9 protein-coding genes and 1 pseudogene are annotated in these 12479 nt (G+C 61.6%); 8 read left to right on the forward strand and 2 right to left on the reverse strand.

Going from position 1 to position 12479, the window contains the following annotated elements:
• Window positions 1-4 precede the first annotated feature (4 nt).
• From hutG to ACU680_RS11955, 8 genes are all read left to right on the forward strand, one after another.
• Window positions 5-808 carry an N-formylglutamate deformylase gene (gene hutG, locus ACU680_RS11920; protein WP_448179537.1) on the forward strand — a complete coding sequence of 268 codons (804 nt, stop codon included), beginning with the start codon at window positions 5-7 and terminating at the stop codon, window positions 806-808.
• A 261-nt stretch (window positions 809-1069) separates the two neighbouring features.
• Window positions 1070-2041: a prolyl aminopeptidase gene (gene pip / locus ACU680_RS11925; protein ID WP_329698958.1), complete on the forward strand. Its 972-nt coding sequence runs from the start codon at window positions 1070-1072 to the stop codon at window positions 2039-2041.
• Complete coding sequence (gene dtd / locus ACU680_RS11930; RefSeq protein ID WP_400763446.1) at window positions 2038-2475, forward strand: D-aminoacyl-tRNA deacylase; 438 nt, start codon at window positions 2038-2040, stop codon at window positions 2473-2475. Before pip ends, dtd begins: the two co-directional genes overlap by 4 nt.
• 463 nt (window positions 2476-2938) lie before the next feature.
• Window positions 2939-4723 carry a glucan biosynthesis protein G gene (locus ACU680_RS11935; RefSeq protein ID WP_333989364.1) on the forward strand — a complete coding sequence of 595 codons (1785 nt, stop codon included), beginning with the start codon at window positions 2939-2941 and terminating at the stop codon, window positions 4721-4723.
• On the forward strand, window positions 4716-7286 hold the full coding sequence (gene mdoH, locus ACU680_RS11940; RefSeq protein ID WP_448179538.1) for a glucans biosynthesis glucosyltransferase MdoH: 2571 nt from the start codon (window positions 4716-4718) through the stop codon (window positions 7284-7286). Before ACU680_RS11935 ends, mdoH begins: the two co-directional genes overlap by 8 nt.
• Window positions 7287-7644: 358 nt before the next feature.
• Window positions 7645-8442 carry a transporter substrate-binding domain-containing protein gene (locus ACU680_RS11945; RefSeq protein ID WP_003220833.1) on the forward strand — a complete coding sequence of 266 codons (798 nt, stop codon included), beginning with the start codon at window positions 7645-7647 and terminating at the stop codon, window positions 8440-8442.
• 180 nt (window positions 8443-8622) lie between these two features.
• On the forward strand, window positions 8623-9582 hold the full coding sequence (locus ACU680_RS11950; RefSeq protein WP_448179539.1) for an amino acid ABC transporter permease: 960 nt from the start codon (window positions 8623-8625) through the stop codon (window positions 9580-9582).
• On the forward strand, window positions 9575-10309 hold the full coding sequence (locus ACU680_RS11955; protein WP_367082654.1) for an amino acid ABC transporter ATP-binding protein: 735 nt from the start codon (window positions 9575-9577) through the stop codon (window positions 10307-10309). Before ACU680_RS11950 ends, ACU680_RS11955 begins: the two co-directional genes overlap by 8 nt.
• Window positions 10310-10463: 154 nt before the next feature.
• On the opposite strand, the gene ACU680_RS11960 is transcribed toward ACU680_RS11955, so the two are convergent.
• Window positions 10464-11336 carry a methyl-accepting chemotaxis protein gene (locus ACU680_RS11960; protein WP_371917811.1) on the reverse strand — a complete coding sequence of 291 codons (873 nt, stop codon included), beginning with the start codon at window positions 11334-11336 and terminating at the stop codon, window positions 10464-10466.
• Window positions 11319-12380, reverse strand: a pseudogene (locus ACU680_RS11965) (methyl-accepting chemotaxis protein); the annotation flags it as partial. The pseudogene ACU680_RS11965 and the gene ACU680_RS11960, both read right to left, overlap by 18 nt.
• Window positions 12381-12479: the final 99 nt, after the last annotated feature.

Below are 12479 nucleotides of genomic sequence, written 5' to 3' on the forward strand. Positions count from 1 at the left end.
GGTTGTGGATAAGGTTCTGAGTTTCAAACAAGGTCGCGTGCCTCTACTGATCAGCATGCCGCATGCCGGTGTGCGCCTGACGTCTGCGGTCGAGGCCGGGCTGATACCGGACGCGAAAAGCCTGCCGGACACCGACTGGCACATTCCGCAGCTCTATGATTTTGCCGAAGAGCTGGGCGCCAGCACCCTGGCGGCCGAGTACTCGCGGTTTGTCATCGACCTCAACCGTCCGTCCGATGACAAGCCGTTGTATGCCGGCGCCACCACCGGGCTGTACCCGGCGACGCTGTTCGATGGCATTCCGTTGTTCCGCGAAGGGCACGAGCCTTCGAAAGAAGAGCGCGCGACCTATCTGGAACAGATCTGGACGCCGTACCACCGCACCCTGCAGCAAGAGCTGGCGCGGCTGAAGGCCGAGTTCGGCTATGCGCTGCTGTTCGACGCGCACTCGATCCGTTCGATCATCCCGCACCTGTTCGACGGCAAACTGCCGGACTTCAACCTCGGCACCTTCAACGGCGCCAGTTGCGATCCACAGCTGGCGACGCAGCTCGAAGCGATCTGCGCGCGGCATGGCAATTACAGTCACGTGCTCAACGGACGCTTCAAGGGCGGCCACATTACCCGCCACTACGGCAACCCGGCCGAGAACATCCACGCCGTGCAACTGGAACTGGGCCAGTGCACCTACATGGAAGAATTCGAACCGTTCCGCTACCGCGCCGATCTGGCCGAGCCGACGCGGGTGGTGCTCAAGGAGTTGCTGCAGGGCTTCTTGAACTGGGGCAAATCCCGCCATACCACCTGACTCGCAGAGAAAATTGTGGCGAGGGAGCTTGCTCCCGTTCGGCGGCGCAGCCGTCGCAAACCGGCAATCCGGATTCAACCGGGAACACTCGGTTGACTGTTTTGGGGCTGCTCCGCAGCCCAGCGGGAGCAAGCTCCCTCGCCACAGATTTTGATTCATGGCCTCAGGCATGCTCATTGACGTAAATCGGGTTTATGATGCCGAACGGCAGAATAATAGAAGTCCCCCCAGGGATGACCTCGACCCCTTACGGAGCGCGCAATGCAGACATTGTTTCCGCAGATCAAACCCCACGCCCGGCACGATCTGGCTGTCGATGACACCCACACGCTGTACGTCGATGAAAGCGGCTCGCCGGAAGGTTTGCCGGTGGTGTTCATCCACGGCGGCCCGGGTGCCGGTTGCGACGCGCAGAGCCGTCGCTATTTCGATCCGAATCTGTATCGCATTGTCACCTTCGACCAGCGCGGCTGCGGACGCTCCACCCCGCACGCCAGCCTGGAAAACAACACCACCTGGGATCTGGTCGCCGACCTTGAGCGTATCCGCAAGCACCTGGGCATCGACAAATGGGTGCTGTTCGGCGGTTCGTGGGGTTCGACCCTGGCGCTGGCCTACGCGCAAACCCACCCGGAGCGCGTACACGGTCTGATCCTGCGTGGGATCTTTCTCTGCCGCCCGCAGGAAATCGAGTGGTTCTATCAGGCCGGTGCCAGCCGTCTGTTCCCCGATTACTGGCAGGATTACATCGCGCCGATCCCGCTGGACGAGCGCGACGATCTGCTCAGCGCTTTCCACAAGCGCCTCGTCGGCAACGACCAGATCGCGCAGATGCATGCGGCCAAGGCCTGGTCGACCTGGGAAGGGCGCACTGCGACCCTGCGCCCGAACCCGCTGGTGGTCGACCGTTTCTCCGAGCCGCAGCGCGCCTTGTCGATTGCGCGGATCGAGTGCCACTACTTCACCAACAACGCGTTCCTTGAGCCGAATCAGCTGATTCGCGACATGGGCAAGATCGCCCACCTGCCGGGGGTGATCATTCACGGTCGCTACGACGTGATCTGCCCGCTGGACAACGCCTGGGAGCTGCATCAGGCCTGGCCGAACAGCGAGCTGCAGGTGATTCGCGACGCCGGTCACGCCGCGTCCGAGCCGGGCATCACCGATGCGCTGGTGCGTGCCGCAAGCAAAATGGCTCGCCGCCTGCTCGACCTGCCGCCCGAAGAAGCATGAAGGGGCTGATACAGCGCGTGCGCGGTGCACGGGTCGAAGTGGCGGGCGAGATCGTCGGCGCGGTGGATCAAGGATTGCTGGTACTGGTGGCGGTCGAACCCGACGATACCCGTACCAGCGCCGACAAACTTCTGCATAAGCTGCTTAACTATCGGGTATTCAGTGACGCCGAGGGCAAGATGAATCTGTCCCTGGCGGATGTGGGCGGCGGGTTGCTGCTGGTCTCTCAGTTCACCCTGGCTGCCGACACCAAGAGTGGGTTGCGTCCGAGTTTCTCGACCGCGGCCCCTCCGGCATTGGGCGAGGAATTGTTCGACTATCTATTGGGCAAAGCGAAACAGATGCATGGCACTGTGGCATCAGGTAGATTCGGCGCGGATATGCAGGTGCACCTGGTCAACGATGGCCCGGTCACCTTCCTGTTACAGACATGAAAGCGCTTGAAACATCTTTTCAAGGGCTTTTCGACTGAAAACAGGCGTTTTTCGCGATAAATACTTTGTTACCCCTGATGCGTTGTCACGCGGGCTACTAGATAATCGCGCGCTATGGGGATCAGCGTTCGCTGGTCCATTTTTGACTTAGGTAGAGACTTGTCCGGATCCGATTGGGGAATCATTTTGCCCCAGCGGAGTCGGAACAATGCTCGCCAACCTGGCATGAGCGGTCTGTACGGCCATTTTTGTCAGCATTATTTCGAGGGCCAGGGAGCCAGAGACAAGGCGCCGCGACGAGTCATAGCCCGCTATGGCGAGGAGCGGCAACGCAGTATCTGGCTCTCTGGAACCGAAATAAGCTGACGAAAATGGCCACACAGACGGCTTGCTGGCCGTTGGTTTTTTGATCTGTTTTCGGCGAGGGTTGCTCGTGATTGTTAGTCCCTGTAATGCAGCAAAAATGTCTGCCAAACGCATGCGAAGTGCCCTGGTAGCGGGTTCGGCGCTCCTGTGCCTGCTCAGCGCCGGCCAGCTTTGGGCGTTCAATCTTGACGATGTATCAGCCAAGGCTAAAGAGCTCGCCGGGCAGAAATTCGAAGCCCCGCGCAGCAACCTGCCGAACGAATTCCGTGACATGAAGTTCGCGGATTATCAGAAAATCCGCTTCCTCACCGAAAAGGCTGAGTGGGCCGATCAGAAGACGCCGTTCAAGCTGTCCTTCTATCACCAGGGCATGCACTTCGATACGCCGGTGAAAATCAACGAAATCACGGCGAACACCGTCGAAGAGATCAAATACGATCCGACCCGCTTCGATTTCGGCGACCTCAAGTTCGATCCTAAGGCTACCGAGCAACTGGGCTACGCCGGTTTCCGTGTGCTGTACCCGATCAACAAGGCCGACAAGCAAGACGAAATCATGACCATGCTCGGCGCGAGCTACTTCCGCGTCGTTGGCAAGGGCCACACCTACGGTCTGTCGGCCCGTGGTCTGGCAATCGATACTGCGCTGCCGTCGGGCGAAGAGTTTCCGCGTTTCCGCGAGTTCTGGATTCAGCAACCGAAGCCGGGCGACAAGCATCTGGTGATCTTCGCCCTGCTGGATTCGCCGCGCGCCACCGGTGCCTACCGCCTGATCCTGCGTCCGGGCAGCGACACCATTGTCGACGTCAAGGCGCAGATGTTCCTGCGTGACAAGGTCGGCAAACTGGGGATCGCACCGCTGACCAGCATGTTCCTGTTCGGCGCCAACCAGCCGTCGAAAGTCCTCAACTACCGTCGTGAACTGCACGACTCCAGCGGCCTGTCGATCCATGCCGGCAACGGCGAGTGGATCTGGCGTCCGCTGAACAACCCGAAACACCTGGCCGTGAGCAACTTCAGCGTCGAGAACCCGCGTGGTTTCGGTCTGCTGCAACGTGGCCGTGATTTCAGCCACTACGAAGACCTCGACGACCGCTACGACAAGCGTCCAAGCGCCTGGATCGAGCCGAAGGGCGAGTGGGGCAAGGGCACCGTTGATCTGGTAGAGATTCCGACTGCCGACGAAACCAACGACAACATCGTTGCGTTCTGGAGCCCGGAAACCATGCCGGAGCCAGGCAAGCCGCTGGACTTCGCCTACCGTCTGCACTGGACCATGGACGAAGCGGCGATTCACGCCCCGGACAGCGCCTGGGTCAAGCAGACCCTGCGTTCGACCGGTGACGTCAAGCAGTCGAACCTGATCCGTCAACCGGATGGCAGCGTTGCCTACCTGGTCGACTTCGAAGGTCCATCGCTGGCGGCTCTGGCCCCGGATGCCGACGTGCGCAGTCAGGTCAGCGTTGGCGACAACGCCGAGCTGGTCGAGAACAGCGTGCGTTACAACCCGGAAACCAAGGGCTGGCGCCTGACCCTGCGGATGAAAATCAAGGACGCGAGCAAGTCCACCGAGATGCGTGCCGCGCTGGTACAGCCAGTGGTCACCGCTGATCTGGCCAAGTCTTCGGTACCGGCGTCGAATTCGTCGGTGGCCAAGGCGGACAAGGTTGCGGCCAAGCAACAAGAGAAGGACGAGAAGGAAGCCAAGGCAGCCGAGGCCAAACAGGCCGACGCCAAGCCAGCCGTAGATGCCAAGGACAAGGCCAACAAAGACGCCAAGCAGCCAGCGGCTGCCAACGCGGCCCCAGCCACACCGGAATCGGCACCGACTGAAGAAGTCCTGACCGAGACCTGGAGCTATCAGTTGCCTGCCGATGAGTAACTCTCAAGTACAGCCAGAGACTCTGTCCGAGTATCTGGCGCATCTGCCGATGACCGACGAGCAGCGCGCGGAACTCGCGGGCTGCCAGTCCTTCAGCGAATTGCACCAGCGCCTGTCGTCGTCAACGTTCGACGCGCCCACCGAAGCCGCCCAGGCTTCGGTGGGCAAGCGCCTGACCCTGAGCACCGCCGAAGAGCTTGAAGACGCGGAGATGCTGGTGCTCGACGCCAGCGGTCGGGTCAGCATGAAGGCGACGCCGCCGATCCGTCGGACCAAAGTCGTGCCGGAGCCATGGCGCACCAATATTCTGGTGCGTGGCTGGCGTCGCCTGACCGGGCGCACCAACCCGCCACAGCCGCCGAAGGACGAAAACGTCTTGCCGGCGGCGCGCTGGCGCACCGTGGGTTCGATCCGTCGCTACATTCTGTTGCTGCTGATGCTTGGCCAGACCATCGTTGCCGGCTGGTACATGAAAGGCATCATGCCGTACCAGGGCTGGTCGTTCGTCGATCTGGACGAAGTGCTGCACCAGCCGCTGCTGCAAACCGCCACGCAAGTGCTGCCGTATGCGCTGCAGACCAGCATCCTGATCCTGTTCGGGATTCTGTTCTGCTGGGTCTCGGCCGGTTTCTGGACGGCGCTGATGGGCTTCCTCGAGTTGCTCACCGGCCACGACAAATACCGTATCTCCGGCAAAAGCGCCGGCAACGAGCCGATTCCGAAAGACGCCCGTACCGCGCTGGTCATGCCGATCTGCAACGAAGACGTGCCTCGGGTATTCGCCGGTCTGCGCGCCACCTTCGAGTCGGTCGCGGCCACCGGTGATCTGGATCGCTTCGACTTCTTCGTCCTCAGCGACAGTAACGACACCGATATCTGCGTCGCCGAGCAGCAGGCCTGGCTGGACGTCTGCCGCGAAGCTAAGGGCTTCGGCAAGATCTTCTATCGCCGCCGCCGTCGTCGCGTGAAACGCAAGAGCGGCAATCTCGACGACTTCTGCCGTCGCTGGGGCGGTGACTACAAGTACATGGTCGTGCTCGATGCCGACTCGGTGATGAGCGGGGAATGCCTGACCAGTCTGGTACGCCTGATGGAAGCCACGCCGGACGCCGGGATCATCCAGACCGCGCCGCGTGCGTCGGGCATGGACACCCTGTATGCGCGCATGCAGCAGTTCGCCACCCGCGTGTACGGCCCGCTGTTCACCGCCGGTCTGCACTTCTGGCAGTTGGGTGAATCCCACTATTGGGGTCACAACGCGATCATCCGCATGAAGCCGTTCATCGACCACTGCGCCCTGGCGCCGTTGCCGGGCAAAGGTGCGTTCTCCGGGGCGATCCTGTCTCACGACTTCGTTGAAGCCGCGCTGATGCGCCGTGCCGGTTGGGGCGTGTGGATTGCCTACGACCTGCCGGGCAGCTACGAAGAGTTGCCGCCGAACCTGCTCGACGAGCTCAAGCGTGACCGTCGCTGGTGCCACGGCAACCTGATGAACTTCCGCCTGTTCCTGGTCAAAGGCATGCACCCGGTGCACCGCGCGGTGTTCCTGACCGGCGTGATGTCGTACCTGTCGGCGCCGTTGTGGTTCTTCTTCCTCGTGCTGTCCACCGCGCTGCTGGCGGTGAACACGCTGATGGAGCCGCAATACTTCCTTGAACCGCGTCAGCTCTATCCGCTGTGGCCGCAATGGCACCCGGACAAAGCGATCGCGCTGTTCTCGACGACCATCGTGCTGCTGTTCCTGCCGAAGCTGTTGAGCATCATCCTGATCTGGGCCAAGGGCGCGAAAGAGTTCGGTGGCAAGTTCAAGGTGACCCTGTCGATGCTGCTGGAGATGTTGTTTTCCATGCTGCTGGCGCCGGTGCGGATGATTTTCCACACCCGTTTCGTCCTCGCCGCGTTCCTCGGCTGGGCTGCGACCTGGAACTCGCCGCAGCGTGACGACGACTCCACGCCATGGAGCGAGGCGGTCAAGCGCCACGGTCCGCAGACCCTGTTGGGCTTCTGCTGGGCACTGCTGGTGATCTGGCTGAACCCGAGCTTCCTGTGGTGGCTGGTGCCGATCGTCGGTTCGCTGATGCTGTCGATCCCGGTGTCGGTGATTTCCAGCCGTGTCGGTCTGGGCCTGAAGTCCCGTGACGAGAGCCTGTTCCTCATCCCAGAGGAATACAATCCGCCACAGGCTCTGCTGGCGACCGATCAGTACACCCACGAGAACCGCTGGCATGCACTGAACGACGGCTTCATCCGCGCCGTGGTCGATCCGCAGCAGAACGCCCTGGCGTGCTCGCTGGCGACGGCCCGTCACGGTCAGGCCGAGCCGATCGAGTGGCTGCGTCAGGAGCGTGTGCGTCACGCCCTGAAGGCGGGTCCGGCAGCCCTGAGCAACCATGATCGCCTGCAACTGCTGAGCGATCCGGTGGCCCTGGCGCGTCTGCACGAGCTGGTCTGGGCCGAAGGTCACAACGAGTGGCTGGATGCCTGGCGCGCTTCGGTGAAAGCCGATCCGCATGCGCCGCTGTTGCCGCTCAAGCCTGTGAGCTTGCAGGCGCAACCGGCCTGATGAAGAAACCCCGCTAACTAGCGGGGTTTTTTTATGGCGCTGAAAAGCCCCCTCACCCTAACCCTCTCCCGGAGGGAGAGGGGACTGACCGGATTGGATATTCGAGTTGCATCGACCTGAGAAATCGAGTCGAACTTAGCTTTCGAATATTTCCCCGATCGGCTCCCTTTCCCCCTCTCCCCTCTGGGGAGAGGGCTGGGGTGAGGGGTGGCCTTTGAATGTTAAACAAATCGTCCATTAAACCTTGTGCAAAAAATCGAGTGCGTTAGCATCCGTCCCCGAATTGGCGCGCCCGGACAATCTTGTCCATTTCTGTCGTTTTTCGCGCCGCAAACGCAATGGTTTTGGGGACTTGAAGATGAAGAAGTATCTGTCGATGCTGCTGGTCGGCGTCACGGCACTGGTTGCAGTCAATGCGGCGCACGCCGGTGCAATCGATGACGCGGTCAAGCGCGGCACGTTGAAAGTCGGTATGGATCCGACCTACATGCCGTTCGAAATGACCAACAAGCGCGGCGAGATCATCGGCTTCGAAGTCGACATCCTCAAAGCCATGTCCAAGGCCATGGGCGTCAAGCTCGAGCTGGTGTCCACCGGTTACGACGGGATCATCCCGGCCCTGATGACCGACAAGTTCGACATGATCGGCAGCGGCATGACCCTGACTCAGGAGCGCAACCTGCGCCTGAACTTCAGCGAACCGTTCATCGTGGTCGGCCAGACCCTGCTGATCCGTAAGGAGCTGGAAGGCACCATCAAGTCCTACAAAGACCTGAACACCGCCGACTACCGCATCACCTCCAAACTCGGCACCACCGGTGAAATGGTTGCCAAGAAGCTGATCGCCAAAGCCAAGTACCACGGCTACGACAACGAGCAGGAAGCCGTGCTCGACGTGGTCAATGGCAAGGCCGACGCGTTCATCTACGACGCGCCGTACAACGTGGTCGCGGTGAACAAGGTCGGCGCCGGCAAACTGGTGTTCCTCGACAAGCCGTTCACCTACGAGCCGCTGGCCTTCGGTCTGAAGAAGGGTGATTACGACAGCATCAACTTCATCAACAACTTCCTGCACCAGATCCACGAAGACGGCACCTACGATCGCATCCATGACAAGTGGTTCAAGAGCACCGAGTGGCTCAAGGACATGGAATAACGCCGGTCGTTGTGGCGAGGGAGCTTGCTCCCGCTCGGCTGCGAAGCAGTCGTAACTGGTTGACTCGTTCTACCCGACGTTGCGCGGTGGCTGATTTCAGGGCTGCTGCGCACCCTAGCGGGAGCAAGCTCCCTCGCCACAGAGGGAGCGAGCATCCTGATCGATATGGATTTGCTCTAGATGAAACAGAAAAAAGCCCAATGGCCCTGGCACGTCCTGACCGTGCTGGTGCTGGTCGGCCTGGCGGGCGCGTTGTATTACGCCACGTCGCTGATGTCCTACGAATGGCGCTGGAACCGTGTGCCGCAGTACTTCGCCTATCAGGCCGAAGAATCCCAGCGTGCCACCGATATCTCCACCGTCACCGAACTGGTGCGCAAGGGCGGCAGCGCGCAGGTCATCCTGCGCAACGATGCCGGTGACGAGCAGCACCTGACCGTCGACGAAAACAGCCTGCAATTCGCTCAGGGCGACGATGTGGCCGAAGGCGACGTCGTGGGCGTGACCCGGCATTGGGCGGCAGGGCCACTGCTGTGGGGCCTTTGGACGACGCTTTGGCTGTCGGTGGTGTCCGGCGTACTCGGTTTGCTGATCGGTCTGGTCACCGGGCTGTGCCGCCTGTCGAGCAACCCGACGCTACGCGACCTGTCGAGCATCTACGTCGAGCTGGTGCGCGGCACGCCGCTGCTGGTGCAGATCTTTATCTTCTACTTCTTCATCGGCACGGTGATGAACCTGTCCCGCGAGTTCGCCGGGATCGCCGCGCTGTCGCTGTTTACCGGCGCCTACGTGGCCGAGATCATCCGCTCCGGGGTGCAGTCGATTGCCCGTGGGCAGAACGAAGCGGCCCGTTCGCTGGGTCTGAGTGCTGGCCAGTCGATGCGCCATGTGGTGCTGCCGCAAGCGTTCAAACGCGTGCTGCCACCGTTGGCCGGGCAATTCATCAGTCTGGTCAAAGACACCTCTCTGGTGTCGGTGATCGCCATCACCGAACTGCTGAAAAGCGGCCGTGAAGTCATCACCACCTCGTTCTCGCCGTTCGAAATCCTGTTCTGCGTTGCCGGCCTGTACCTGTTGATCAACCTGCCGCTGTCGAAAATCGCCAGCCGGCTTGAGCGGAGGCTCGCGCAAAGTGATTGAAGTCCGCGATCTGGTAAAAGTCTTCGACACCCGGGGCCAGGTAGTCCGGGCGGTGGATAACGTCACCACGTCTGTCGCCAAGGGCGAAGTGCTGGTGGTGATCGGCCCGTCGGGCTCGGGCAAATCGACCTTCCTGCGCTGCCTCAACGGCCTGGAAGAGTTCGACTCGGGTTCGGTGAGCATCGACGGCCTGCAACTGGCTGACCCGAAAACCGACGTCAACGCCTACCGCCGCGAAGTCGGCATGGTGTTCCAGCACTTCAACCTGTTCCCGCACATGACCGTGCTGGAAAACCTCTGCCTGGCGCAGAAAGTCGTGCGCAAGCGCGGGCAGAAGGAAAGCGAGGCCAAGGCCCTTGCGTTGCTGGAGAAGGTCGGTATCGCGCAGAAGGCGCGGGAATACCCGTCACGCCTGTCCGGCGGTCAGCAACAGCGCGTGGCGATTGCCCGGGCGCTGGCGATGGACCCGAAAGTGATGCTGTTCGACGAACCGACGTCGGCCCTCGACCCGGAAATGGTCGGTGAAGTGCTGGACGTGATGAAGAACCTGGCCGTGGAAGGCATGACCATGGTTTGCGTCACCCACGAAATGGGTTTTGCCCGGGAAGTGGCGGATCGGGTGCTGTTCTTCGATCACGGCAAACTGCTGGAAGATGCCGCGCCGGCGCAATTTTTCGATGCACCGAAGGATCCGCGCGCTCAGGCCTTCCTGCGGCAGGTGTTGTAACGGCGGCGTTCTTTCGGACGCCATCGCTGGCAAGCCAGCTCCCACAGTGAAGGGGTTGAACACAAACTTTGTGAACGACTAGCAACCTGTGGGAGCTGGCTTGCCAGCGATAGCATCACCTCAGTCCAAAGCGAACCGAGGCCGATGCGTCACCTCAAACCTTGAACCGCCCCACCAGCATCTGCAGATGCGTCCCCAGCCGCGCCAGCTCAACACTCGACGCCGCCGTTTCTTCACTCGCCGCCGAGGTCTGATCCGACACATCCCGCACATTCAGCACACTGCGGTTGATTTCTTCAGCCACGGCACTCTGCTGCTCGGCCGCCGCGGCGATCTGTTGGTTCATCGCCTGAATCGCCGAGACGGTGCGGGTGATGCTTTCCAGTGAGCCACCGGCGCGGCGGGTCAGTTCGACGCTGCTGTCGGTCAGGCTGCGGCTGTTGTCCATGATCGTCGCCACTTGCTGGGTGCCGTTCTGCAGGCCGACGATCAGCTCTTCGATCTCTTCGGTGGACTTCTGCGTGCGCTGGGCGAGGCTGCGGACTTCATCGGCAACCACCGCAAAACCACGCCCGGCCTCACCGGCACGGGCCGCTTCGATGGCCGCGTTAAGCGCCAGCAGGTTGGTTTGCTGGGCGACGGACTTGATCACGTCGAGCACGCTGCCGATCTTGTCGCTCTCGCGCTTGAGCTCGCCCATGGCCTCAGTGGAGTGGCCCACTTCGACGGCCAGACGCTCGATCTGCGCAATGGCTTCACCGACCACCTTGTCGCCTTCGCGGGCCTGCTGGTCGGCGGCCACGGCGGCTTCGGAAGCCTCTTCGGCGTTGCGCGCGACTTCCTGCACGGTGGCGGCCATTTCGTTCATGGCGGTGGCGACCTGATCGGTCTCGATTTTCTGATTGTTGACCCCGGCGCTGGTCTGCTCGGTGACCGCTGACAGCTCTTCGGCGGCGCTGGCGATCTGCGTGACGCCGTCGCTGATGCCTCCGATCAACTCGCGCAGGCCTTGGGTCATGCTCTGCATCGAGCGCTGCAGTTGGCCGAGTTCGTCGCGGCGTTGCGAGATCAGATTGTGGGTCAGGTCGCCGGCAGCCACGCGCTCGGCGACTTTCAGGGTCTGGTTCAGCGGGATGATGATCTGACGGGTGATCGCCCACGCGGCCAGCAAACCGAAGGCCACGGCCAGCAGGGTGGCGATGATCAATTGGTTCTTGGCGCTGGCGGCGTCGGTGTCGCGCACCACGGTTTGCGATTCGGTGAGCTTCTTGCTGACGTCGAGGAGGATGTCGCCCTGAGCCGTCATGGTTGCCCCGGCCTTGGCATTGTTCACCTGCGAGTCGCGGAACTGAGCGACCGCCGCGCGATAAGCCTTGATCGAGTCGGTGGCCTGTTGCAGGTTGGCAATGTGCTGTTCGGGCAGTTTCGCCGGCAGGCTGTCGAGGTTTTTCAGCGCATTGTCGATGGCGTCCAGCGCGGGCTGCTCCGCCTCGGCCTTGCCGCTGTAGGTGTAGCCGCGCACCTGATAGCGCGCTTGCTGCAACAGTTTGCTCAATTCGATCACGCTGTTGAATTGCGCGACGCTGTCACCCTGCAGCATGGATTTCTCGACTTCCGAGACTTTAGCCACGGCATTGTCGGCACTGGCGCCGAGCTTGCTGCGCGCGTCTTCACGCTGCACGGTGGCCTGTGTCATGTCGGCGAAGGCACGTTTGTACTCGGCGACAGCGGCCAGTTGCTGATCGACCATGGCCGCATCTGCGGGCTGCTCGATCAGGCCGCGCGCGGTTTGCAAGCCGCTGGCGAGTTTGGCCAGCAACTCGTTGACCGCGCCCGGGCCTTGTTCGCCACGACGCGCTTCATAGTCCAGACGCGCCAGGCGCAGGTCCTTGGTCAGCTCGTTGAGGCTGGAAATGAAGCCGAGCTTGTCGCCACGGCTGATGATGCCGCCCATGCCGGTCCAGCCGGTAAAGGTAATCAGCAGGGTGAGCAACAGCACCAGGCCGAAACCGATGCCCAGCTTGCGTTTGACGCTGACGTTCCCAAGATTCTCGGCTAACCAACGGTACATGCGACGACTCCCCTCGGACCACTAATTGGACTTATGGGGACTGTATCGGCGGGGTGATGGCAATCTGTAACCCGATTTGTCTGAAGCGCAGCGACATTG

This window comes from Pseudomonas sp. LF020 (assembly GCF_053456425.1).